At 73.8% G+C, this 24,081-nt stretch carries 22 protein-coding genes; 15 read left to right on the top strand and 7 right to left on the bottom strand.

The features are described 5' to 3' along the window. Positions 1-69 precede the first annotated feature (69 nt). Both ACIQF6_RS07445 and ACIQF6_RS07440 read left to right on the top strand, forming a co-directional pair. Positions 70-1,284: an amidohydrolase gene (locus ACIQF6_RS07445; RefSeq protein ID WP_400891253.1), complete on the top strand. Its 1,215-nt coding sequence runs from the start codon at positions 70-72 to the stop codon at positions 1,282-1,284. 51 nt (positions 1,285-1,335) lie between these two features. Then, positions 1,336-2,814, top strand: a complete 1,479-nt coding sequence (locus ACIQF6_RS07440) for an APC family permease (RefSeq protein WP_400891250.1) — start codon at positions 1,336-1,338, stop codon at positions 2,812-2,814. A 60-nt stretch (positions 2,815-2,874) separates the two neighbouring features. Here ACIQF6_RS07440 and ACIQF6_RS07435 read toward each other — a convergent pair whose 3' ends face one another. Together ACIQF6_RS07435 and ACIQF6_RS07430 are read right to left on the bottom strand one after the other, a co-directional pair. Next, positions 2,875-4,065, bottom strand: a complete 1,191-nt coding sequence (locus ACIQF6_RS07435) for an amidohydrolase (RefSeq protein WP_400891248.1) — start codon at positions 4,063-4,065, stop codon at positions 2,875-2,877. A gap of 67 nt (positions 4,066-4,132) precedes the next feature. Beyond that, complete coding sequence (locus ACIQF6_RS07430) at positions 4,133-4,588, bottom strand: universal stress protein (protein ID WP_400891246.1); 456 nt, start codon at positions 4,586-4,588, stop codon at positions 4,133-4,135. A gap of 247 nt (positions 4,589-4,835) precedes the next feature. Here ACIQF6_RS07430 and ACIQF6_RS07425 point away from each other — a divergent pair, with 247 nt between their 5' ends. From ACIQF6_RS07425 to ACIQF6_RS07370, 12 genes are all read left to right on the top strand, one after another. Then, positions 4,836-5,375 carry a universal stress protein gene (locus ACIQF6_RS07425; protein WP_400891244.1) on the top strand — a complete coding sequence of 180 codons (540 nt, stop codon included), beginning with the start codon at positions 4,836-4,838 and terminating at the stop codon, positions 5,373-5,375. Continuing rightward, positions 5,368-5,703, top strand: coding sequence for a hypothetical protein (locus tag ACIQF6_RS07420; RefSeq protein WP_400891240.1), 336 nt, complete (start codon positions 5,368-5,370; stop codon positions 5,701-5,703). The genes ACIQF6_RS07425 and ACIQF6_RS07420 overlap by 8 nt, the downstream gene beginning before the upstream one ends. A gap of 168 nt (positions 5,704-5,871) precedes the next feature. Then, positions 5,872-6,714 (top strand): NAD-dependent protein deacetylase, encoded by an 843-nt coding sequence (locus ACIQF6_RS07415; protein ID WP_400891237.1) that lies wholly within the window; start codon positions 5,872-5,874, stop codon positions 6,712-6,714. Positions 6,715-6,819: 105 nt separating this feature from the next. After that, positions 6,820-7,005 carry a hypothetical protein gene (locus tag ACIQF6_RS07410; RefSeq protein WP_400891234.1) on the top strand — a complete coding sequence of 62 codons (186 nt, stop codon included), beginning with the start codon at positions 6,820-6,822 and terminating at the stop codon, positions 7,003-7,005. Then, positions 7,002-7,091, top strand: a complete 90-nt coding sequence (kdpF, locus tag ACIQF6_RS07405) for a K(+)-transporting ATPase subunit F (RefSeq protein ID WP_400891232.1) — start codon at positions 7,002-7,004, stop codon at positions 7,089-7,091. The genes ACIQF6_RS07410 and kdpF overlap by 4 nt, the downstream gene beginning before the upstream one ends. 1 nt (position 7,092) lies before the next feature. After that, positions 7,093-8,754 carry a potassium-transporting ATPase subunit KdpA gene (gene kdpA / locus ACIQF6_RS07400; RefSeq protein WP_400891229.1) on the top strand — a complete coding sequence of 554 codons (1,662 nt, stop codon included), beginning with the start codon at positions 7,093-7,095 and terminating at the stop codon, positions 8,752-8,754. Further along, positions 8,754-10,826, top strand: coding sequence for a potassium-transporting ATPase subunit KdpB (gene kdpB, locus ACIQF6_RS07395; RefSeq protein WP_400891227.1), 2,073 nt, complete (start codon positions 8,754-8,756; stop codon positions 10,824-10,826). The genes kdpA and kdpB overlap by 1 nt, the downstream gene beginning before the upstream one ends. A gap of 19 nt (positions 10,827-10,845) precedes the next feature. After that, positions 10,846-11,463, top strand: a complete 618-nt coding sequence (kdpC, locus tag ACIQF6_RS07390) for a potassium-transporting ATPase subunit KdpC (RefSeq protein WP_400891224.1) — start codon at positions 10,846-10,848, stop codon at positions 11,461-11,463. Between the two features lie 92 nt (positions 11,464-11,555). Then, a complete protein-coding gene (locus tag ACIQF6_RS07385) occupies positions 11,556-14,099 on the top strand; it encodes an ATP-binding protein (RefSeq protein WP_400891222.1) in 2,544 nt (847 codons plus the stop codon). Then, positions 14,096-14,770 carry a response regulator gene (locus ACIQF6_RS07380; RefSeq protein ID WP_400891219.1) on the top strand — a complete coding sequence of 225 codons (675 nt, stop codon included), beginning with the start codon at positions 14,096-14,098 and terminating at the stop codon, positions 14,768-14,770. Before ACIQF6_RS07385 ends, ACIQF6_RS07380 begins: the two co-directional genes overlap by 4 nt. A 144-nt stretch (positions 14,771-14,914) precedes the next feature. Then, complete coding sequence (locus ACIQF6_RS07375; protein WP_400891217.1) at positions 14,915-15,574, top strand: response regulator; 660 nt, start codon at positions 14,915-14,917, stop codon at positions 15,572-15,574. After that, a complete protein-coding gene (locus tag ACIQF6_RS07370; RefSeq protein ID WP_400891214.1) occupies positions 15,571-16,650 on the top strand; it encodes a sensor histidine kinase in 1,080 nt (359 codons plus the stop codon). The genes ACIQF6_RS07375 and ACIQF6_RS07370 overlap by 4 nt, the downstream gene beginning before the upstream one ends. 89 nt (positions 16,651-16,739) lie before the next feature. On the opposite strand, the gene serS is transcribed toward ACIQF6_RS07370, so the two are convergent. Together serS and ACIQF6_RS07360 are read right to left on the bottom strand one after the other, a co-directional pair. Then, the gene (gene serS, locus ACIQF6_RS07365; RefSeq protein ID WP_400891212.1) at positions 16,740-18,035 is read right to left on the bottom strand and encodes a serine--tRNA ligase; all 1,296 of its coding nucleotides are present in this window, start codon (positions 18,033-18,035) and stop codon (positions 16,740-16,742) included. Positions 18,036-18,132: 97 nt separating this feature from the next. After that, on the bottom strand, positions 18,133-19,164 hold the full coding sequence (locus ACIQF6_RS07360) for an alpha/beta fold hydrolase (protein ID WP_400891210.1): 1,032 nt from the start codon (positions 19,162-19,164) through the stop codon (positions 18,133-18,135). A gap of 147 nt (positions 19,165-19,311) precedes the next feature. Between ACIQF6_RS07360 and ACIQF6_RS07355 the strand changes: the two genes are divergently transcribed. Beyond that, complete coding sequence (locus ACIQF6_RS07355) at positions 19,312-20,214, top strand: hypothetical protein (protein WP_400891208.1); 903 nt, start codon at positions 19,312-19,314, stop codon at positions 20,212-20,214. Positions 20,215-20,221: 7 nt separating this feature from the next. Here the strand turns inward: ACIQF6_RS07355 and ACIQF6_RS07350 are convergent, their stop codons facing one another. The 3 genes from ACIQF6_RS07350 to ACIQF6_RS07340 form a co-directional block, all read right to left on the bottom strand. Next, positions 20,222-20,665, bottom strand: coding sequence for an iron chaperone (locus tag ACIQF6_RS07350; RefSeq protein ID WP_400891206.1), 444 nt, complete (start codon positions 20,663-20,665; stop codon positions 20,222-20,224). Between the two features lie 143 nt (positions 20,666-20,808). Beyond that, positions 20,809-23,058, bottom strand: coding sequence for a heavy metal translocating P-type ATPase (locus ACIQF6_RS07345; protein ID WP_400891203.1), 2,250 nt, complete (start codon positions 23,056-23,058; stop codon positions 20,809-20,811). Between the two features lie 54 nt (positions 23,059-23,112). Further along, positions 23,113-23,397: a heavy-metal-associated domain-containing protein gene (locus ACIQF6_RS07340; protein ID WP_400891201.1), complete on the bottom strand. Its 285-nt coding sequence runs from the start codon at positions 23,395-23,397 to the stop codon at positions 23,113-23,115. Positions 23,398-24,081: the final 684 nt, after the last annotated feature.

Here is a 24,081-nt window from a genome sequence, read left to right as displayed (position 1 = left end):
CCGTACGGAGCCCGTACACAGCCCGCACCGAGCTCGCACCGAGCTTTCGCCGAAGCCGAGGAGGCCCCCGTGGCGACCCACCCGACCCCAGGCCCGCAGTTGCTGCTGGACGCGACGCTGCCCGACGGCACCCGCGCCGACCTGCGGATCGAGGGCGGTCGGATCGCGGAGGTCACGCCCGTGCGGCCCGGCCGGGAGCCCGCCGCCGCCGGACCGGGCGAGCGCCGGCTGAACGGCGCGCTGCTGCTGCCCGCGCTGGTGGACGGCCACGCCCACCTGGACAAGACGTTCCTCGGCGCGCCCTGGCAGCCGCACCGGGAGAGCGCCGACCTGCGCACCCAGATCGCCTCCGAGCGGCAGCAGCGCCGCGAGGTGGCCGCCCGCCTGCCGGTGGCGGACCGGGCGGAGGCGCTGGCCCGCCGGATGGCGGCGCTCGGCACCGGTTTCGTCCGCTCGCACGTGGACGTCGACCCGGACACCGGCCTCGACCACCTGTACGCGGTGCTGGAGGCCCGCGAGCGGGTGCGCGACCTGATCGACGTGCAGCCGGTGGCGTTCCCGCAGAGCGGCGTGGTCGCCGAGCCGGGGGTGGCGCAGCTGCTCGACGCGGCGCTCCGGGAGGGCGCCGAGCTGATCGGCGGGCTCGACCCGTTCGGGTTCGACAACGACGTGGACGGCCAGCTGGACGTGGTCTTCGGCCTGGCGGAGCGGCACGGCGTCGGCGTCGACATCCACCTGCACGACGGCGGCGCGCCCGGCGTGGCGCAGCTGCGGGCGATCGCCGGCCGGACCGCCACGCTGGGCCTGGCCGGCCGGGTCGCGGTCAGTCACGCGTACTGCCTCGGGCAGCTGGACGAGCGTGAACTCGACGCCGTCGCGGCCGTGTTGGCGGACGCCGGGGTGGCCGTGATGACCAACGGCCCGGCCCAGTCGATGCCGCCGGTGAAGCGCCTGCACGAGCGCGGGGTGCTGGTGTTCGCCGGCTCGGACAACATCCGCGACGCGTGGTGGCCGTACGGGACCGGCGACATGCTGGAGCGGACCACCGTCATCGGCCTGCAGGGCGACCTGATGACCGATCAGGACCTGCGGCTGGCCGCCGACCTGGCGACCGGGCACGCCGCCCGGGCGCTCGGGCTGGCCGAGTACGGGATCGCCGTCGGGGGACGCGCGGACCTGGTCGCGGTGGCCGCGCACTCCGTGCCCGAGGCGGTCGCGGCGCACCCCGAACGGCTGCTGGTGCTGCACCGCGGCCACCCCGTGCTGGACCGACTCGCCCCCTGACAGACCCGAACTCCCCCTGTACCACCCCGTGTTCGGAAGGACCCCCACACCATGACCACCGTCTCCACCCCCACCGGAAGACCTCCCGCCGAGCCGGCCGCCGCCCCCGCCGGGCAACTCGGCAAGGGCCTGATCGGCACCACCGACCTGGTGTTCTTCGTGGTCGCCGCGGCCGCGCCGCTGACCGTGCTGGCCGGCATCGCGCCGTTCGCGATCGGCGTCGGCGGCGCGTCCGCCCCGGCCGCGTACCTGATCTCCGGCGCGCTGCTGGTGCTGTTCGCCGCCGGGTTCACCGCGATGAGCCGGTACGTGCGCAACGCGGGCGCGTTCTACGCGTACGTGGCGCGTGGGCTGGGGCGCACCCTCGGGGTGGTCACCGCCTATGTGGCGGTGGTCAGTTACAACCTGATCACCCCCGGCGTGGCGGCCGCGTTCGGCTACTTCGCGGCCGGGCACATCGAGCAGCGCACCGGCGCGCACGTGCCGTGGTGGCTGCTGTCCGGGGTGTGCGTCGCGGTGGTCGGCGTGCTCGGCTGGCTGAAGGTCACGCTGTCGGCGAAGGTGCTCGGCGTGGCGCTGGTGCTGGAGGTGCTGTCGCTGCTGCTGATGGAGGGCGGGGTGCTGGCCGACCGGGGGACGGCCGCGCTCGACCCGGTGTCCTTCGACCCGTCGCTGCTCACCCAGGCCGGGGTGGCCGGCATGTTCGTGCTGGTGATCGGCGCGTTCACCGGCTTCGAGGCGACCGCGATCTACGCCGAGGAGGCCCGCGACCCGGCCCGCACGGTGCCGCGGGCGACGTTCATCGCGATCGGCTTCCTGGCGGTGTTCTACGCGCTGGGCACCTGGATCGTGATGGGCGCGTACGGCACCGACCAGGCCGTCGCGCAGGCCCGTGCGGACGGCGGGCCCGACCTGACGTTCCGGGCCGCCGAGCGGTTCGTCGGACTGTGGCTGTCCGACAGCATGCACGTGCTGATCATCGTCTCGGCGTTCGCCTCCGCGCTGGCCTTCCACAACGCGGCCGCGCGCTACCTGTACGCGCTGGGCCGGGAGGGCCTGCTGCCGCGCGGCCTGGGCCGGGTGTCGGGGCGCACCGGGTCGCCCGGGACGGCGGTGCTGGTGCAGTCGGTGTTCAACGTGCTGGTGGTGGGCCTGGGCGCGGTGCTCGCCGTCGACCCGTACCTGGTGGTGCTGCTCTGGTCGAACAGCGTCGGGGTGCTCGGCATCATGGCGATGCAGGCGCTGGCGGCGGTCGCGGTGTTCGCGTTCTTCCGCAAGGACCGGCGCGGGCTGTCGGCGTTCCGGGTGGTCTGGGCGCCGCTGCTGGCGGCCGCCGGGCTGGCCGTGCTCACCGTGCTCGCGGTGTTCAACTTCGATCTGCTGACCGGCCGTTCGGGCCTGGTGAACTGGCTGCTGCTGGTGCCGATGCCACTGGTCGGCACGGCCGGCTGGCTGGTCGCCCGGCGGATCCGGCGCACCGACCCGGAGCGGTTCGCCCGGCTCACCGAGGTCGATGTCGAACGCGACTGAGCGCGGCGCGGAGCGGCGGCGCGGGCCCGTGACGGGTCCGCGCCGCCGCTTCGGCGTGCGTCAGCCGACGAGCGCGCCGTGCTCGGCGACCACCCGGCCGGCCTTCACCACCAGCTCGCGCTCCGGCAGGTCGACCAGCACCTGCGGCGGGCACTCGCCGTCCACCAGCAGGAAGTCGGCGGGCGAACCGGCCGTCAGGTCGGCCCTCGGCAGGCCGAGCAGGTCGGCGCCGCCGTGCGCGGCGAGCTCCAGGCAGTCGGTCAGCTCCCGGTCGGTGCGGGCGTCGGTGGTCCAGCCCAGCAGGTGCGCCCGGTGCAGCATGTCGGCGTTGCCGAACGGGCTCCAGGAGTCCCGCACCCCGTCCGAACCGAGGCCCACCCGCACGCCGTGCGCCCGCAGCACGCGGAACGGCAGCACCTGGTGCGCGGACGGGGCGACGGTGGTCAGCGCGATCCCGGCGGACGCCAACAGCTCGGCCATGGCGGCGAGTTCACCGTCCGGCAGCTCCGGCAGGCAGAACACGTGGCTGACCGTCACCCGGCCCTGCAGGCCCGCGGCGACGGTGCGGGCGGCGATCTCCCGCAGCGGGCCGAGGCCGGCCGCGCCGCGGTCGTGCAGGTGGACGTCCAGCAGCACCCCGTACCGTTCGGCCAGCGAGAACAGCAGGTCGAACTGCTCGCGGCCGTCCGCGCTGCCGCCGTCGAACCCGGCCGGGTCGATGCCGCCGACCGCGTCCACCAGGTGCTCGCGGGCCGCCTCGGTGAGCAGCTCGGCCGCACCCGGCGTGCGGACCACCCCGTGCTGCGGGAACGCCACCGACTGCACGTCGAGTTTCCCGGCGAGCCGGTCGGCGGCCTCCCGCAGGCCGGTCGCGCCGGCCAGGCCGTACGCGGGCGCGACGTCGACGTGCGCCCGGACGGCGCGGGTGCCGCGCGTCACCGCGTGGGCCAGCAGGCGGTGGGCGCGCTCGCCGATCGGGCTGTGCTGGCGCCGGAACAGCTCGACGTCCCCCGCCACGTACTCCGGCAGGCTGCCGGCCGGGCGGCGGCTGTACCAGGGCTCGCCCCAGGCGGTCTTGTCCGGGTGGATGTGCGCGTCCACCAGCGTCGGCAGCGCGATCCTGCCACCGCCCTCCACCACCACCGGATGGGCGTCGTCCGGCAGTTCGGTCACCAGGACGCCGTCCACGGCGGCCAGATCGGTGACCGGGCCGCCGAACGGGCGGACCTGGCGGAACAGCGTGGCGTGCATCGCTTCACTCCCGGGGAGGTGCTGAAAGAGTCTTCCGGGAGCAGTCGATCCGGTTTCGTTGAGGCAGTCAACTCGGCGCAGCGGTAGGCGAGTTGGCGATTCGTGCTGCCATCTTGCCGATCGGCGGGGCGGAGACGGTCAGCACCGGGCACGGGGCGTGGCCGCGGCAGTGCCGGGCGGTGCGGTCGCCGTGCGGGTGCGCCCAGCGGTGGTGCGGGGCGCCGAGCAGCAGCAGGTCGGCGGGGCCGCCGACCGCCGCGACCAGCGCCGGCCCGGGCAGGCCGGTGGCCACGGTGGGGTGGACCAGGATGTCGTTCGGCCAGCCGCCGAGGGCGACGTCGAAGGCGGCGTCCAGCAGCAGCCGGGCGGCCCGCTCCGGCACCTTGTCGTCGGGGCGGCGGGCGAGCACCGGGACCAGCACGGCGCCGCGCACCGACGCCTCCAGCGCGGCCCGGCGCAGGGCGGCCAGGCTGTCCGGCGAGCCGTCCACGCCGACCACCACGCGGGTTTCGTCGCGTTCCATGTCCGGACCTCCTCGTTCCCCCCACTCCAGTGAACGCCGCCGGCGGCGGCCCGGGCGTCAGGGCGGCGTTGGGAAACCGGCCGCGGGCGTCAGGGAGCCGTCAAGGAGCGCCGGGTGCGGGTCCGGGACGCGATCTGCTGGGTCGTGCGGGCCTCAGGGCCTGTCCTCGCCCCCGTCGCGGGGCTGCGACGCGGGATCGAGGACAGGCCCTGACCGGGGCCCGCGAGTTCTGGACGGAGGACGCGTGATGGAGCAGCGGCCGCGCATCGTGGTCGGGGTCAGCGGATCGCTCGGCAGCCTGGCGGCCGTGCACCGCGCGGTGGCCGAGGCCCGGCGGCTGGGCGGCGAGGTGCTGGCCCTGCACGCCTGGGAGCCGCCGAGCGGGGAGTTCGGCCACCGCCGCTCGCCGTGCCCGCCGCTGCTGTCGGCGGTGCGCGAGCTGGCCGAGACCACGCTGGTCGAGGCGATGACGGAGGCCTTCGGCGGCGCCGACCCCGGTGTCCCGGTCACCGCCCGCACCGTCCGGGGCCGGACCGCCCCCGCCCTGCTGGCCGCCGCCGACCGGCCCGGCGACCTCCTCGTCCTCGGCCCGTCCGGCTCCTGGCTGCACCGCGGCCTGCGCGGCTCGGTGCCCAGGGCGTGCCTGCGCCGGGCGGGCTGCCCCGTCCTGGTCGTACCCCGCCCCGAACTCGCCACCACCCTCGACGAGTTGACCGGCCACCTGTTCGCCGCCCGAGCCCTCGACACGGAGCTGCGCGGGCTGCTCGCGGTGTCCCGCGGTGCGTGAGCGGCTGCCGGTCGCGATGTCGGCCGCGACCGCACTGCTGCTCGGCGCGGCGACCGCACTGGCCCTCGCACCCCTCGGCGAACTCCGCCCCGGCTGGTTCGCCCTCACCGTCTTCGCCGCCGGCGGCGCCGCCCTCGGTACCCGCTCCCACCCGGCCGCCGCACCCCTGATCGCGGCCGCCCTCTGGCTCTTCCACAACGGCTTCGCCGAACACCACCACGCCCGACTCGGCTGGGACGGCTGGGCCGTCGAAACCCGCCACCTCGCCCTGCTCACCGGCGCGGCCCTGCTCGCCGCACTGGCCGCCCGCCTCCCGCACCGACCATAAGGACCACGTACAACAGAAGACGGCGGCAGTCCGGGCCGTGGGGGCCGGGACCACCGCAAACCGGACCGGCCCGGGCGATGCGTGGGGGCACCGCCCGGGCCCGTTCCGTTGCCGGCTGCGGTACCCGGCAGTCACGGGCGCTGCCGTTCCCGCCCCGGCCGTTCCACAATGGACGGTATGACTGCGCACGAGGACGGCCTGTCCGCGCTGGCCCGGCTGGTGGCCGGGGGCGGGGTGGCGGTGCTGAGCGGTGCCGGGCTGTCGACCGAGTCCGGGATTCCGGACTACCGGGGGCCGGACGGGGTCCGGCGGCACCGGGCGCCGATGACGTACCAGGAGTTCCTGGCGGGGGAGCCGGCCCGGCGGCGGTACTGGGCGCGCAGCCATGCCGGGCGGGCCGTGATCGCCGGGGCCCGGCCGAACGCCGGGCACTTCGCGGTGGCGCGGCTGCGGGAGGCGGGGCGGCTCTCCGCCGTGATCACCCAGAACGTGGACGGTCTGCACCGCGCCGCGGGCACCGCCGACGCCGTCGAGCTGCACGGCGGCCTCGACCGGGTGGTCTGCCTCGCGTGTGCCGCGGTCAGCCCCCGCGCCGAGCTCGACGAGCGCCTCGCCGCCCTCAACCCGGCCTTCCGGGACGCCGGTTCGCGGATCAACCCGGACGGCGACGTCGAACTCCCCGACGAGCTGGTGGCGTCCTTCACGGTCGCCGACTGCGCGCGCTGCGGCGGGATGCTCAAGCCCGACGTGGTGTTCTTCGGCGAGAGCGTCCCCAAGGACCGCGTCGAGCGCTGCTACCGCCTGGTCGACGAGGCCCGCGCCCTGCTGGTCCTCGGCTCCTCGCTGGCGGTCATGTCCGGCCTGCGCTTCGTCCGCCGCGCCGCCAAGTCCGGCAAGCCGGTCGCCATCGTCACCCGCGGCACCACCCGCGGCGACGACCTCGCCGCCCTCCGCCTCGACCGCCCGCTCGGCGAGACCCTGACGGCGCTGGCCGAGCACCTCGGCGCGTAGCTTCCCGAAGGTCCCGGAGACGGGGACGGGCTCCGGGCGCGGCCCGCGCGGCGGTGAGCGGGAGGCGGGGCGTCAAGGAGGCGTCAAGGTCGGAGAACCACCCGTATGGAGGGCGTCAGGAACCGTAAAGGCGGCCGGGCGCGCTGCTTGGCTCAGGGGGCCGGCGAGATACGCAGGCCGTTGTCCCGAGCCACCTTGGTGGATGCCATGTCGGATCTGATCTATGTCGGTGTCACGGTTGCCGTGTTCGCCGTCATCGCCCTGATCGCGCGGGGGGTGGAGAAGCTGTGACCGTGGAGAACATCGTCGGTCTCATCGTCGCCGCCGCGCTGGTCGGCTACCTCGTTCTCGCGCTGATCCACCCGGAGAAGTTCTGACATGAGTGCGACTCTTGCCGGCTGGCTCCAGGCGATCGCCCTGGTCGGTGCGCTGGCCCTGTGCTACCGGCCGCTGGGCGACTACATCGCCGGGCTGCTGACGTCCGCGAAACACCTGAGAGCCGAGAAGGCCCTGTACCGACTGGTCGGCGTCGATGGCGACGCCGACCAGCGTTGGCCGGTGTACCTGCGCTCGGTGCTGGCGTTCTCGACGCTGTCGGTGCTGTTCCTGTACGGGCTGATCCGCCTTCAGACGCATCTGCTGCTGAGTCTGGGCGTGCCCGAGATGGAGGCGCACCAGGCGTGGAACACCGCGATCTCGTTCACCACCAACACCAACTGGCAGTCGTACAGCGGCGAGTCCGCGATGGGCCACCTGGTGCAGATGACGGGCCTGGCGGTGCAGAACTTCGTCTCCGCGGCCGTCGGCATCGCCGTGGTGGCGGCGCTGATCCGCGGGTTCACCCGCAACCGCACCGACCGGGTCGGCAACTTCTGGGTGGACCTGACCCGGATCTCGCTGCGCCTGCTGCTGCCGATCGCGATCGTGTTCGCGCTGGTGCTGGCCGCCAACGGCGTGGTGCAGAACTTCCACGGCTTCCACGAGGTGACCACGCTGACGGGCGGTCAGCAGGCCGTCCCGGGCGGGCCGGTGGCCTCGCAGGAGGTCATCAAGCTGCTCGGCACCAACGGCGGCGGCTTCTACAACGCCAACTCGGCGCACCCGTTCGAGAACCCGACCGGCTTCACCAACCTGGTGGAGATCTTCCTGCTGCTGGTGATCGCGTTCTCGCTGCCCCGGACCTTCGGGAAGATGGTCGGCGACCACCGGCAGGGCTACGCGATCGTCTCGGTGATGGGCCTGTTCTGGGTGGCCTCGGCCGCGCTGATCACCTTCTTCGAGCACCAGCACGCCGGCGCCGCGCTGCAGGCGGCCGGTGCGGCGATGGAGGGCAAGGAGCAGCGGTTCGGCATCGCCGGGTCCAGCCTGTTCGCGGCGTCCACCACGCTCACCTCGACGGGCGCGGTGAACTCCTTCCACGACTCGTACTCGCCGTTCGGCGGCGGTCTGACGATCTTCAACATGATGCTCGGCGAGATCGCGCCCGGCGGTACCGGATCAGGCCTGTACGGCATGCTGATCCTGGCGATCGTCGCGGTGTTCGTGGCCGGTCTGATGGTCGGCCGCACCCCGGAGTACCTGGGCAAGAAGCTCGGCGGCCGGGAGATGAAGTTCGCCTCGCTGTACATCCTGACCACGCCGACGATCGTGCTGATCGGCGCCGGCACCGCGATCGCGCTGCCCGGCGAGCGCGCCGGGATGCTCAACTCCGGCGCGCACGGCTTCTCCGAGGTGCTGTACGCGTTCACCTCGGCCGCGAACAACAACGGCTCGGCGTTCGCCGGCATCACCGTGAACACCACCTGGTACGACACGGCGCTCGGCCTGGCGATGGTGTTCGGACGGTTCCTGCCGATGGTGTTCGTGCTGGCACTGGCCGGGTCGCTGGCCCGGCAGCAGCCCGTTCCGGCGAGCGCGGGCACGCTGCCCACCCACAAGCCGCTGTTCGTCGGCCTGCTCTCCGGGGTGGTGCTGATCGTCGTCGGCCTCACCTACTTCCCGGCCCTGGCCCTCGGGCCGATCGCAGAAGGTCTCCGCTGATGTCCACCACGCTCGAAAACGCGCCGCACAGAGTCTCCGGCGGCCTGCTCGACCCGAAGCTGCTGCTGGCCTCGCTGCCCGACGCGGTGAAGAAGCTCGACCCCCGGGTGATGGTGAAGAACCCGGTGATGTTCGTGGTCGAGGTCGGCTCGGTGGTCACCACCGTCGCCGCGATCGCCGACCCGTCGGTGTTCGCCTGGGCGATCACCGCCTGGCTGTGGCTGACCACGGTGTTCGCCAACCTGGCCGAGGCGGTCGCCGAGGGCCGCGGCAAGGCGCAGGCCGACACGCTGCGCCGCACCAAGTCCGACACGACGGCCCGACGGCTCGTCGACTGGCCCGCCGAGCAGACCGAGGAGGAGGTGCCGGGCACCGCGCTGCGGCTCGGCGACCACGTGGTGGTCGAGGCCGGGCAGATCGTGCCCGGTGACGGCGACGTGGTCGAGGGCATCGCCAGCGTCGACGAGTCGGCGATCACCGGCGAGTCCGCGCCGGTGATCCGGGAGTCCGGCGGCGACCGGTCGGCCGTCACCGGCGGCACCAAGGTGCTGTCCGACCGGATCGTGGTGAAGATCAGCTCCGAGCCGGGCAAGACCTTCATCGACCGGATGATCGCCCTGGTGGAGGGCGCGGCCCGGCAGAAGACGCCGAACGAGATCGCGCTGAACATCCTGCTGGCCTCGCTGACCATCGTCTTCCTGATCGCCGTGGTCACCCTCCAGCCGATGGCGACCTACGCGGGCGCCCCGCAGCCCACCGTGGTGCTGGTGGCGCTGATCGTGGCGCTGATCCCGACCACCATCGGCGCGCTGCTCTCGGCGATCGGCATCGCCGGCATGGACCGGCTGGTGCAGCGCAACGTGCTGGCGATGTCGGGCCGGGCCGTGGAGGCCGCCGGCGACGTCAACACCCTGCTGCTCGACAAGACCGGCACCATCACGCTCGGCAACCGGCAGGCCGCCGAGTTCCAGCCCGCCGAGGGTGTGAGCGTCGAGGAGCTGGCGGACGCCGCGCAGCTGTCCTCGCTGGCCGACGAGACCCCCGAGGGCCGGTCGATCGTGGTGCTCGCCAAGACGGCGTACGGCCTGCGGGCCCGCGCCCAGGGCGAGTTGGCGCACGCCGAGTGGGTGCCGTTCACCGCGCAGACCCGGATGTCGGGCGTCAACGTGGACGCCCGGGAGGTCCGCAAGGGCGCGGCCGCCTCGGTCTCCAACTGGGTGACGGGGCACGGTGGTTCGGTCGGCCCCGAGGTGGCGCAGCTGGTCGACGGGATCTCCGCCGCCGGCGGCACCCCGCTGGTGGTCGCCGACCGGGAGGGCGGGCGTCCGCCCCGCGTGCTCGGCGTGATCCACCTCAAGGACGTGGTGAAGGAGGGCATGCGGGAGCGGTTCGACGAGTTGCGCCGGATGGGCATCAAGACCGTGATGATCACCGGCGACAACCCGCTGACCGCGCGGGCGATCGCCCAGGAGGCGGGCGTGGACGACTTCCTCGCCGAGGCCACGCCCGAGGACAAGATGGCCCTGATCCGCAAGGAGCAGGAGGGCGGCAAGCTGGTCGCGATGACCGGCGACGGCACCAACGACGCCCCGGCGCTGGCCCAGGCCGACGTCGGCGTGGCGATGAACACCGGCACCATGGCGGCCAAGGAGGCCGGCAACATGGTGGACCTGGACTCCAACCCGACCAAGCTGATCGAGATCGTCGAGATCGGCAAGCAACTGCTGATCACCCGCGGCGCGTTGACGACGTTCTCGATCGCCAACGACGTGGCCAAGTACTTCGCGATCATCCCGGCGATGTTCGCCGGCGTGTACCCGGGCCTGCGGCACCTGAACGTCATGGGCCTGCACAGCCCGACCTCCGCGATCACCTCGGCGATCATCTTCAACGCCCTGGTCATCGTCGGCCTCATCCCGCTGGCCCTGCGCGGCGTCAAGTACCGCCCGTCCAACGCCAGTTCGCTGCTGTCCCGGAACATCGGGCTGTACGGCCTGGGCGGCCTGGTGGTGCCGTTCGTCGGCATCAAGGTGATCGACCTGATCGTGCAGTTCGTCCCCGGCCTCAACTGACCAGAGAGGAGAACGAGACATGCCCGTCTTCCTGCGCACCCACCTCACCGCGCTGCGGATGCTGCTGGTGATGACCGTGATCCTCGGCATCGCCTACCCGCTGCTGATCACCGGCATCGGCCAACTCGCCTTCCCCGCCAAGGCCAACGGCTCCGTCGTCTCGAACGACGGCAAGGAGATCGGCTCCAGCCTGCTCGGCCAGAGCTTCGACCTGCCCAAGCAGAACCCCGACGACCCGAACGAGCAGGCCCGGCCCGACCCGAAGTGGTTCCAGCCCCGCCCGTCGGCCGGCGGCTACGACCCGAAGTCCTCCGGCGCCTCCAACCTCGGCCCGAACAGCGCCGACCTGCTGAAGGCCGTCGAGGAACGCCGCGCCGCCGTCGCCGCGTTCGACGGCGTCGACCCGGCGAGCGTCCCGCCGGACGCGCTGACCGCCTCCGGCTCCGGACTCGACCCGCAGATCTCCGTCGCCTACGCCAAGGAGCAGGTGCAGCGGGTCGCCAAGGCCCGCGGCGTCAGCCCCGACCGGCTCGACCGGCTGATCGGCCAGTACACCGACGGCCGCTCGCTCGGCTTCCTCGGTCAGGGCGGAGTCAACGTGGTACTGCTCAACCGTGCGGTCGCCGACCTCACGTGACGATGTGTCAATTACGCAAGCAGGCCGACCCGGGCGCTCCCCCGCCCGGGTCGGCCGACCCCTGTCCGCCCCCGACCGTGAGACGAGCCGCCATGCCAGTTGACCTCGGAGCGCAGCTGCCCGGCCACCGGCGGGGCCGGCTACGGGTCTTCCTGGGCGCGGCCCCCGGCGTCGGCAAGACCTACCGGATGCTGGACGAGGCGCACCGCCGGCAGGAGCGCGGCACCGACGTGGTGGTCGGCTTCCTGGAGACCCACGACCGGCCCCGCACCGCCCGGCTCCTCGAGGGCCTGGAGCAACTCCCGCGCGCCCGAAGGCGCTACCGCGACACCGAGTTCGCCGAACTCGACCTGGACGCGCTGCTGCGGCGCCGCCCCGAACTCGCCCTGGTCGACGAACTCGCCCACACCAACATCCCCGGCGGACGGCACGCCAAGCGCTGGCAGGACGTCGAGGAGCTGCTCGCCGCCGGCATCGACGTGGTCACCACCGTCAACATCCAGCACCTGGAGTCGCTCAACGACGTGGTGCAGAAGATCACCGGCGTGCCGCAGCGCGAGACCGTCCCCGACGAGGTGGTGCGCCGCGCCGACCAGATCGAACTGGTCGACATGGCCCCGCAGGCACTGCGCCGCCGGCTCGCGCACGGCAACGTCTACCAGGCCGAGAAGGTCGACGCCGCGCTCGCCAACTACTTCCGGGTCGGCAACCTCACCGCGCTGCGCGAACTCGCGCTGCTCTGGCTGGCCGGCCGGGTCGACGAAGGGCTGCGCGACTACCGGGCGGTGCACAACATCGACCGGGTGTGGGAGACCCGCGAACGCGTGGTCGTCGCCCTCACCGGCGGACCGGAGGGCCCCACGCTGATCCGCCGCGCCGCCCGGATCTGCGACCGCACCGCCGGCGGCGAACTGATCGCCGTGCACGTCACCCGCAGCGACGGCCTGGCCGGCGCCTCCCCGGGCAGGCTCGCCGAGCAGCGCAGCCTGGTCGAGTCGCTCGGCGGCAGCTACCACGTGGTGGTCGGCGACGACATCCCCGAGACGCTGCTGACCTTCGCCCGGGCCCGCGACGCCACCCAGCTGGTCCTCGGCACCAGCCGGCGCGGCCGCACCAACCGCTTCCTCACCGGCCCCGGCATCGGCGAGACCACCGTCGACCGGTCCGAGGACATCGACGTCCACATGGTCACCCACGCGTTCACCGGCCGCGGCCGACTGCCCTCGCTGGGCCGCCGGCACTCCCGCCGCCGCACCGTGGCCGGGTACGCGGCCGGGCTGGCCGTCCCCTGGGTGCTGACCGCCGTGCTCTCCCAGGCGCACACCGCGCTGAACCTCACCACCGACGCGCTGATCTTCCAACTCGGCGTCGTCGGCGTCGCGTTGCTCGGCGGCGCGGTCTCCGCCCTGCTCGCCTCACTGGTCGCCTCGCTGCTGCTGAACTACTACTTCATCCCGCCGGTGCACGCCTTCACCATCAACGAGGCCAACAACTTCATCGCGCTCGCCGTGTTCGCCGCCGTCGCGCTGTGCGTGTCCACCGTCGTCGACCACTCCGCCCGGCAGACCGCCCGCGCCGCCCGCGCCACCGCCGAGGCCGAGACCCTCTCCACGCTGGCCGGCTCCGTACTCCGCGGCGCCGACGCCGTCCCCGCCCTGCTGGAACGCACCCGCACCTCCTTCGGCCTGGACACCGCCGCGCTGCTCGACCCCGCCAGCGGCGAAGTCCTCGCCCGCACCGACACCCCGGCCACCCCCGACGAACACCCCGAAGTCACCGAACTCCCGGTCGGCGCCGACGCGTTGCTGGTGCTCACCGGACGCCGCCTGCCGGACACCGACCACCGGGTGCTGGCCGCGTTCGCCGCCCACCTGGCCGCCGCCCTGGAACGCGACCGCCTCGCCACCGTCGCCGCCGAGGTCGAACCCATCCGCGCCGCCGACCGGATGCGCACCGCGCTGCTCGCCGCCGTCAGCCACGACCTGCGCACCCCGCTCGCCACCGCACTCGCCTCGGTCGGCTCGCTGCGCAGCCCCGACGTCGAGTTCTCCGCCGACGACCGGGCCGAACTGCTCGCCCTCGCCGACGAGTCCCTGGTCGAACTGACCCGGCTGGTCGACAACCTGCTCGACCTCAGCCGCCTCCAGGCCGGCGCGCTCACCCTGCACCTGCAACCCACCCACCTGGACGAGATCCTGCCGCGCGCCCTCGACTCGCTGCCCGACCCCGACGCGCCCGTCCAGCCCCTCGACCTCGACACCGCGCCGCCGGTGCTCGCCGACCCGCCGCTGCTGGAACGCGTCCTCGCCAACGTCGTCACCAACGCGCTGCGGCACAACGCACCCGGCGCACCCGTCCTGGTCACCGCCTCCGCGCACGCCGACCGGGTGGAGATCCGGATCGTCGACCGCGGCCCCGGCATCCCGCCCGAGGACCGCGACCGGGTCTTCCTGCCGTTCCAACGCCTCGGCGACACCGACAACACCACCGGCCTCGGCCTCGGCCTGGCACTCTCCCGCGGCCTCGCCGAAGCCATGGGCGGCAGCCTCGACGTCGAGGACACCCCCGGCGGCGGCACCACCATGCTGCTCACCCTGCCCGCCGCCACCGAAGAACCCCCCGAGGAAACCCGATGACCAGCGTCCTCGCCGTCGACGACGAACCCCGCCTGCTGCGCACCCTGCGCCTCAACCTGCTGGCCCGCCAGTACGCCGCGCTCACCGCCGACACCGCCCAACAGGCCCTGCGGCTCGCCGAACAGAGCCCGCCCGACGCCGTCCTGCTCGACCTCGGCCTGCCCGACCAGGACGGCATGGACGTCCTGCGCGCACTGCGCCGGTACAGCGCCGCACCGATCATCGTGCTGTCCGGCCGCACCGACCCCGCCGACCGCATCCACGCCCTCGACGGCGGCGCCGACGACTACCTCACCAAACCCTTCGTCATGGACGAACTCTTCGCCCGGCTGCGCGCCGTCCTGCGCCGCCCCGCACCCGCCGACGCCCCGCCGCTCGCCCGGATCGGCGACCACACCGTCGACGCCGCCGCCGCCCTCGCCACCGGACCGGACGGCCCCGTCCGGCTCACCCCCATCGAATGGCAGCTGCTCTCCGTGCTGCTCGCCGCCCCCGGCCGGCTGGTCGGCCGCCGCCAACTCCTCACCGCCGTCTGGGGCCCCGGCCACGACCACCACGGCAACTACCTGCGGGTCCACTTCGCCGCCCTGCGCCGCAAACTCGAACGCGACCCGCACCGGCCCCGGCACCTGATCACCGAACCCGGCCTCGGCTACCGCTACCTGCCCTGACGGGCGGCCGGACGGCGCCCGGCACCCGCTCGCGGCCCGCGCCGACTGGCCGCCCGCATCGCCCGCCCCGTCCGCCGTCCGAAAGTGACGTCACGTCAAAAAGCGGGCCCGGTACGACAAGCGCACTATGACAGAATCCGCCGGGTGACCATCCGGGTACTGATCGCCGACGACCAGGAGATGGTGCGCCGCGGCCTGCGCCGCATCCTGGAGACCCAACCGGACCTCCAGGTGGTCGGCGAGGCCGCCGACGGCGTCGCCACCGTCGAAGCCGCCCGCGCGCTGCGCCCCGACGTCGCGCTGGTCGACGTCCGGATGCCCCGGATGGACGGCCTGGAAGTCGTCCGGCAGCTCTGCGGACCCACCGCCGACCCGCAGGTCAAGGTGGTCGTGGTGACGACGTTCGACCTCGACGAGTACGTGTACCCGGCGCTGCGCGGCGGCGCCTCCGGCTTCCTGCTCAAACGCTCCGGACCGGCCCTGCTGATCGAAGCCGTCCGCGCCGCGATGGCCGGCGACAGCCTGATCAGCCCGTCCGTCACCGTCCGCCTGCTCCAGCACGTCACCGGCCGCCGCCCCGAGACCGCGCCGCTCGCCGAACCGCTCACCGCCCGCGAGCAGGAGATCACCCGCGAGGTCGCCGCCGGCCGCACCAACGCCGACATCGCCGCCGCCCTGTTCATCTCGCCCGGCACCGTGAAGACCCACGTCGCGCACATCCAGCGCAAACTCGGCGTCCGCAACCGGGTCGGCATCGCCATGCGCGCCTTCGAACTCGGCTACCTCACCGACCTGCCCGCATGACCGCCCGCCGGGTCCTGACCGCCGCGGCCGTCGCCCTGCTGCTGCTGCCCGCCGCGCTCGCCCCGTGGACGGCCTGGTTCCCCGCCCTCGCCGCCGCGCTGGTCCTCGCCCTCACCACGCTCCGCCCGCCGCCCGTCGCCGGGCCGGTCGCCGCCGCCCTGGTCTCGCTCGCCCTCGACGCCGGCCTCCCGGGCGACCACCTGCTGGCGCAGCTGTGGACGCCCGTCGAGTTCACCGCGCTGCTGGTCCTGGTGGCGCGCTCGGTACGGCGACTGACCACCCGTCGGGCCTGGGCCGTCGGCGCGCTCACCGCCACCGCCGCGCTGGCGCTGCCGCTGCGCTTCGCGCTGCGCCAGCCGCTTCCGGGGCCCGCCTCCGCGGCGGGGCTGCTGCTCGCCGCCGTTCCCCTCGCCGGCGTCCTCGGCGCCGCCCTCCACCTGCGCGGCCAGGACGACCGCCGGGCCCGCGCCGTCCGCGACGCCCGCCACGAGCAGCGCCTCGCCGTCGCCCGCGACCTGCACGACTACGTCGCCCACGAGCTCACCGGCATCCTGCTGGAGGTGCAGGCCGCCCAGCTCGGCGGCTACGACGAGGACGAGAACGCCCGGCTGCTGGCCCGCCTGGAGTCCGCCGGACAGCGTGCCCTCGCCTCCATGGACCACACCCTCGACGCGCTGCGCGCCCCCGACGGCGCCGGCCCGCGCCGCCACACCCTCGCCGAACTGCCCGCGCTGCTCGACCGGTTCCCCGACCGCCCGGCCCTGCACGGCCACGCCGAGCTCCCCGCGCTGCCGCCCGCCGTCGAGGACGCCGCCTACCGGGTCGCGCTGGAGGCCCTCACCAACATCCGCCGCCACGCGCCCGCCGCCGGCCGGATCACCGTCGCCCTCGCCCACCGGCCAGGCGCCGGACTGACCGTCACCGTCACTGACAGCGGCCCCGCCCACCCGCACGCCCGCCCCGGCGGCGGCACCGGCCTGGCCGCGCTGCGCAGCCGGATCGCCGACCTGGGCGGCGAGCTGACGGCCGGCCCGCACGGCCCCGGCTGGCAGGTCGCCGCGACCCTGCCGACCTGAGCCTGAACGCACGGACGGCGCGCGTGAATGCGCGAACGGCGCGCGGCCGCCCCTCGCAGGGCCGCCGCGCGCCGTCCACGACGCGAGTCCTACTCCTCGACCGGGGTGCCGTCGGCGGCGATCCGGGCGAAGCCGAGGTACCGGTGCAGCGCCTTCGGCAGCAGCACCGAACCGTCGGCCTGCTGGTGCTGCTCCAGCACCGCCGCGATGGTGCGGCCCAGCGGCAGACCCGAACCGTTCACGGTCGCCGCCGGGGTCGGCTTCCCGTTCTCGTCGCGGGTGCGGATGCCGGCCCGGCGGCCCTGGAAGGTGCCGAAGTCCGACACCGAGGAGATCTCCCGGTAGGTGTCCTGGCTGGGCAGCCACACCTCCAGGTCGTACGTCAGCTGCGACGAGAACCCGGTGTCGCCGGCCGCCAACATGACCACCCGGTACGACAGTTCGAGCTCCTGCAGGCACGCCTCGGCGTGCGACACCATCAGCAGCATCTGCTCCCGCGCCTGCTCGGCGGCGCAGATCCGCACCATCTCCACCTTCGAGAACTGGTGCAGTCGGATCAGCCCGCGGGTGTCCCGCCCGTACGAGCCGGCCTCCGAACGGAAGCACGGGGTGTGCGCGGTGAGCGCCAGCGGCAGCTCCGCCGGCGGGACGACCTCGTCCGCGTACAGGTTGGTCAGCGGCACCTCGGCGGTCGGGATCAGGAACAGGTCCCGGTCGGCGACGCCCGTCCGGAACAGGTCCTCCTCGAACTTCGGCAGCTGCCCGGTGCCGGTCATGGTGCGCCGGTTCACCAGGTACGGCACCGCGTGCTCGACGTAGCCGTGCCGGCGGGTGTGCAGGTCCAGCAGCAGCGCGACGATCGCCCGCTCCAGCGCCGCACCGGCGCCGCGCAGCACGCTGAACCGCGAACCCGACAGCTTGGTGGCCCGGCCGAAGTCCATGATGCCCATGGTCTCGCCCAGGTCGACGTGGTCCTTGGGCGCGAAGTCGAACGACTGCGGCTCGCCGACCCGGCGCACCTCGCTGGCGTCCGCGTCCGAGAAGCCGTCCGGCGCCTCGTCGGACGGCAGGTTCGGGATCGTCAGCAGCAGGTCCGTCAGCTCCTGCTGGACCTTCTCCAGCTCGGCCTCGTTCTGCTGGATCTGCTCCTTCAGCGAACGGGCGCTCTCCTTCAGCTCGGAGACGTCCCCGCCCTGCTTCGCCGTCCGCTGCACCTCCTGCGCGACCTGCTTCGACCGCGCCCGCAGCTCGTCACCGCTCCGAATGCCCGCGTTGCGCCGGGACTGCAGGGCCTCCAGCGCGGACAGGTCGAGCCGGTAGCCGCGACGGGCGAGCCGCCGGACGGCTTCGTCCCCCAGGTCGATCAGGGCGCGGGCATCATGCATCGGAGTCTGCTCCTCAAGGCAGCCAGGTGGGAGTCCCGACCGTAGCAGGGGCACGGATCACCCGGCAGCGCGTTTCGCTGCCGGCCGCGCCCCGCCGTCAGCCCTTGGCGACGAACTCCGCGAGCACCGGCGCCAGCACCTCCGGCGCCACCTCGTGGGTCTGGCCCTCCAGGGTGCGGTACTCGGCGTGCGCGGCGGCGGCCGTCGCCCGGGCCGCGTCCCGCAGCGACTCGGGGCTCAGCCCGCCGTCCAGCACCAGCACCGGCACGCCCAGCGCGGCCAGCCGCCCGACGGGCACCGGCGCGCCGCCCTCGCCGTCCAGCGCCTGCGCGTCGGTGGCCAGCGTCGGCGCGACCTCCTCGAACACCGGCCAGACGGGGGACTGCCGCATCCCGTCGACCATCGGCTCCGGCATGCCGACGTACGCCATGAACCGGGCGACCGCCGCACCCCGGTCGCCCGCGGCGATGTCCCGCGTCACGCCCGCCCGGTAGTCGGAGAACCGGGCCCGCTGCTCCTCGGTGGTGGTGAACGGCGGCTCGTACACGGCGACCCGCTCGACGCCGATGCCCGCACCGGCCGCCCGCAGCGCCAGCGCCCCGCCGGAGGACAGGCCGAACAGCGTCGCCGAGCCGCCCGCCGCCGCGACCAGCGCCGCCAGGTCCTCGACCTCCCGCTCCACGGCGTACCCGTCCAGCGGGCCGCTCTCCCCGCGCCCGCGCCGGTCGTAGCTGAACACCCGGTGGCCGTCGGCCAGTCGGTCGGCGATCGCGGTCGTCGGGCCGAACGCGCGGTGACACAGCGCGCCGTCCACGAGCACCACGGCAGGGCCCTCGCCCACCGCCCGGTAGGCGATCCGGGTGCCGTCGGCGGAGGTCACGAACTCGGTCGTCTTCAAAGCTCCTCGGGTGCGGTTCCGGGCGGGACGGGGCGGTCGGGCGGCGAGCGTGTGGGCGACCAGCGCGTTGGCATGGCCGTGGCCCAGGCCGTGCTCGCTCTTCAACCAGGCGACCAGCTCCATGTGCCTGGTCAGCGGCGAGCTGCGGATCAGCTCCTGCCACTCGGCGATCGGGCGCCCGTACTTCTGCTCGATCGAGGGGAAGTAGCCGGCCGGTCCCTTGACGCTCATCCCTGGTTCCTCCGCTTTCACTGTCGTCGTCGCCGTCACAGGTACGGACGAGTGGCTCCGCCGGAACTCATCGGTCCCCGGGGAAACTTCTCCGCGCCACGTCACCGACACCGCCCGGAACCCGCCGGCACCGCCTACGGTCGGGACATGGCATGGATCGACGACAGCACGATCGAGCGCGCCGCCGACTACCTGTGGACCGCGGGCCGGGTCCTGGAACAGCGGCGCTTCACCCACCTGTTCGACGCCCCCGACCCGGCGGGCGTCCTCGCCGCCCTGGACGCCTACCGCACCCCGGACGGCGGCTGGGCGTACGGCCTGGAACCCGACGTCCGCGGCCCCGCCGCCCAACCGCTGGCCGCCGGCGCCGCCGCCCGCATCCTCGGCGAGGCCGACGCACTGGCAGGCCCGCGCGGATCCGAACTCTGCGACTGGGCCGCCACGCTGGCCACCCCGGACGGCGGCGTGCCCGCCGTGCTGCCCAGCCTGCGCCGCTACCCGCACCCGCCGTTCCTGCCGATCGCCGACGAGCCGCCGGCCGAGCTGCTCTCCACCGGCCAGATCGTCGCCCCGCTGCTGCGCCACGGCGTCCAACACCCGTGGCTGACGGGCGCGCAGGAGTTCTGCCGCCGCGCCGTCGAGGCGATCGACACCACTCACCCGTACGAGGTGTTCACCGCCGTCGGCTTCCTGGACGCCTCTCCGGACCGCGCCTGGGCCGCCGAACAGGCCGCCCGCCTCGGCGAACTGGTGCACCGTCAGCAACTGGTGCTACTGGACCCGGCCCACCCGGAGCAGGTCCGGATCGCCCCCGGGTACGCGCCCCGCGAGTACCACCTGCCGCACGACTTCGCGCCCCGCCCGGACAGCCTGGCCCGCGCCTGGTTCTCCGACGCCGAGATCGAACGCGGCCTGGTCCACCTGCTGTCCGCCCAACTCCCCGACGGCGGCTGGCCGATCAACTGGGCCCGCTGGTCCGAGTCCACCGAGCACGAGGCCCGCCCGGGCGTCACCCTCGCCGCCCTGCTCACCCTGCGCGCCTACTCCTGACGCCCGTTCAGCCGACGGCGCGCTTCACCAGCTCCGCGATGCGCGCCGACTCGGCCTCGCCCAGGTCGGCGATCGCGTAGTACACCGGCCACATGTCGCCGTCGTCGAGCCGCGCGTGGTCGCTGAAGCCGATGGTCGCGTACCGGGACTTGAACTTGGCGGCGCTCTGGAAGAAGCACACCGGCTTGCCGTCCCTGTTGTTGTACGCGGGCATCCCGTACCAGGTCTTCGGGGCCAGCTCCGGCGCGACCTCGGTGACGATCGCGTGGAAGCGCTCCGCCAGCACCCGGTCCTCGGGCGGCATCTCGGCGATCTTCTCCAGCAGGTCCCGCTCCGCCTCGGCGGCCTTCGCGGCGGCCGACGCCCGCTTCGACTCCGCCTTCAGCTCCTTGGCGCGCTCCTTCATCGCCGCGCGCTCGTCCGCCGTGAAACCCTCGTGCTTCTCCGCCATGACCGGCTCTCCCGTTCCGCTGCCTCGCTGACGTTCCTCATCGTAGGAACGCCTCCACCGCCCCGGCTTCTCGGAAACTGACCGGTTGCCCGCATGCGGCAGCCCGGCCCGGGAGGCTCCCGGGCCGGGCTGCTCCGTGCGGCTCAGCGGGCCTTGAAGGTCCGCAGCCGCAGGCTGTTGCCGACCACGAAGACCGAGGAGAAAGCCATGGCGGCTCCGGCGATCATCGGGTTGAGCAGGCCGGTGGCGGCCAGGGGCAGGGCGGCCACGTTGTAGGCGAAGGCCCAGAACAGGTTGCCCTTGATGGTGGCGAGGGTCCGGCGGGACAGCCGGATCGCGTCCGCCGCCGAGCGGAGGTCGCCGCGCACCAGGGTCAGGTCGGCGGCCTCGATGGCGGCGTCGGTGCCGGTGCCGATGGCCAGGCCCAGGTCGGCCTGGGCGAGGGCCGCGGCGTCGTTGACGCCGTCGCCGACCATCGCGACCGTCCGGCCCTCGGCCTGGAGCCGCCGTACGGTGGCGACCTTGTCCTCCGGCAGCACTTCGGCGATCACGTCCTCGGCGGGGATGCCGACCTCGGCCGCCACCGACTCCGCGACCGTCCGGTTGTCACCGGTCAGCAGGACGGGGCGCAGGCCCAGTGCCCGCAGCTCGGCGATCGCTGCCGCGCTGGTCGGCTTCACCGCGTCCGCGACCTCCAGCACGGCCCGCGCCGCACCGTCCCAGCCGACCGCGATCGCGGTCCGACCGGCCCGCTCGGCCGCGGCCTTGGCAGCCAGCAACTCCACCGGCAGGTGCTGCGCCCAGTCGGCCAGCAGCGCCTCCCGTCCGGCGACCACCGCGTGGCCGTCGACCACGCCCTGCACGCCGAGCCCCGGAACGTTCTCGAAGCCCTCGACCGGCTCCAGCTCGCCGAACCTCTCCTGCGCGGCGGTCGCCACGGCCTGGGCGATCGGGTGCTCGGAGGCGTGCTCCAGTGCGCCGGCCAGCCGCAGGGCCTCGTCCTCGGTGGTGCCCGGGGCGGTGTGCACGCCGACCAGGGTCATCCGGCCGGTGGTCACGGTGCCGGTCTTGTCCAGCACGACGGTGTCGACCTTGCGGGTGTTCTCCAGCACCTCGGGGCCCTTGATCAGGATGCCCAGCTGGGCGCCGCGGCCGGTGCCGACCAGCAGCGCGGTCGGAGTGGCCAGGCCCAGGGCGCAGGGGCAGGCGATGATCAGCACCGCGACGGCCGCGGTGAAGGCGGCGGTCCAGCCCTCGCCGGTGCCCAGCCAGTAGCCCAGGGTGGCCAGCGCCAAGGTGATCACGACCGGCACGAACACGCCGGAGATCCGGTCGGCGAGGCGCTGCGCGGCGGCCTTGCCGTTCTGCGCGTCCTCGACCAGCTTCGCCATCCGCGCCAGCTGGGTGTCCGCACCGACCCGGGTGGCCTCGACCACCAGCCGGCCGCCGGCGTTCACGGTCGCGCCGGTCACCGCGTCGCCCGGGCCGACCTCCACCGGCACCGACTCGCCGGTCAGCATCGACGCGTCCACCGCGGAGCTGCCCTCGACCACCGTGCCGTCGGTGGCGATCTTCTCGCCCGGACGGACCACGAACCGGTCCCCGACGGCCAGCTGCCCGATCGGCAGCCGCACCTCGCGGCCGTCCCGCAGCACCGCCACGTCCTTCGAACCCAGCTCCAGCAGCGCCTTCAGCGCCGCGCCCGCCGTCCGCTTCGACCGGGCCTCGAAGTACCGGCCGGCCAGGATGAACGCGGTGACGCCGGCCGCCGCCTCCAGGTAGATGTTCGAAGCGCCGTCGGAGCGGGCGATGGTGAACTCGAAGCCGTGCCGCATGCCCGGCATGCCCGCGTCGCCGAAGAACAGCGCCCACACCGACCACAGGAACGCGGCGCCGGTGCCCAGCGAGACCAGGGTGTCCATGGTCGCGGCGCCGTGCCGGGCGTTGGTCCACGCGGCCCGGTGGAACGGCCACGCCGCGTACGTCACCACCGGCGCGGCCAGCGTCAGCGACAGCCACTGCCAGTTGTCGAACTGCAGCGCGGGCACCATCGCCATCGCGATCACCGGCACGGCCAGCGCCAGCGCGGTGATCAGCCGCTGCCGCAGCGGAGCCAGCTCGTCGGCCTTCTCCCCGCCCTGCTCCTGCTCCGCCGCCGGGGGCTCCGGCACGGCGGCCGTGTAACCCGTCGCCTCCACGGTGGCGATCAGATCGGAGACCTCCACGGGCCCGTCGATGACCACCTTGGCCTTCTCGGTGGCGTAGTTGACGCTGGCCTGGACGCCGTCCATGCGGTTGAGCTTCTTCTCGATCCGCGCGGCGCAGGAGGCACAGGTCATGCCGCCGATGCGGAGTTCCACCTCGGTGGAGGCGGGTGCTGCCTTGGTGGTCATCAGGGGCTCCTCGTGGTGTCGAACACCCCGGCCGGCGGCCGGGTCTCTTCGTTCTCAGGCGCGGCCGGTCAGTTCGTAGCCGGCCTCGTCGACGGCGACGCGCACCGTCTCGTCGTCGAGCGGGCCCGCCGAACCGACGGTGACCAGCCCGCTCGTCACATCCACCTGCACGGCCCGGACGCCGTCGAGCGCCTTGATCGCCTTGCCGACGCTCTGCTCACAGTGCCCGCAGGTCATCCCGGAGACGGCGAACACGGTGGTGACAGCGGCCGGCGCGTCGACGGTCACGGTGGTGGAGCAGGTGCCGTCGCTGGAGCAGCAGGACATGGGATCCTCCATTGAAGTTCTCAATACCCAGAGGGGGTATCCCTCCCGGCACCACCTTTATACCCCTAGGGGGTATCCACGGCAAGCCCCCACCACAAGCCGAAAGCCGGCACACCGCCACCCGCAGGCCCAGAAAGCGCAGGCCGGTCGCCTGCGCGCCCCAGGCGCGGGGAGCCGCGCGAACCAGAAGGGAGCCGAACCTCGCGCCGCCCTCGACGGCCTGCACCTGGCTGCGCCGTGGGCGGTGGGTGTCGTGCGCCCAGGAGCGCGGGGAACTGCGCGCTGCGGAAGGTGAAGCCGTGAACCCCGCTCGTCCCTCAGTGACTTGCACGCGCTTGCGCCCCTGGGTGGCAGGTGTCGCGCGCCAGGGGCGCGGGGAACTGCGCGCAGCGGAAGGCGCAGCCCTGAACTCCGCGCTTCTCTCAATGACTTGCACGTGCCGGCGCCCGTGGGCGGTGGGTGCCGTGCGCGCTCGGGGGTGCAGGGAGCGGCGCGAAGCGGGGTGAAGTCGAACCTCGCGCTGCTCTCGGCGGCCTGCACCTGGCTGCGCCGTGGGCGGCGGGTGTCGTGCGCGCCAGGGGCGCGGGGAACTGCGCGCGGCGGGAGGCGAAGCCCTGAACTCTGCGTCTCTCTCAATGACTTGCACACGCTTGCGCACTGCTCCACAGGGCCGCGCTCCGTTCCGGAAATCTCCCA

Origin of the sequence: Kitasatospora sp. NPDC092948 (genome assembly GCF_044754805.1) — a bacterium.
In the GTDB taxonomy this organism is placed as follows: domain Bacteria; phylum Actinomycetota; class Actinomycetes; order Streptomycetales; family Streptomycetaceae; genus Kitasatospora.
This window is presented reverse-complemented; position numbering and strand designations above follow the sequence as displayed.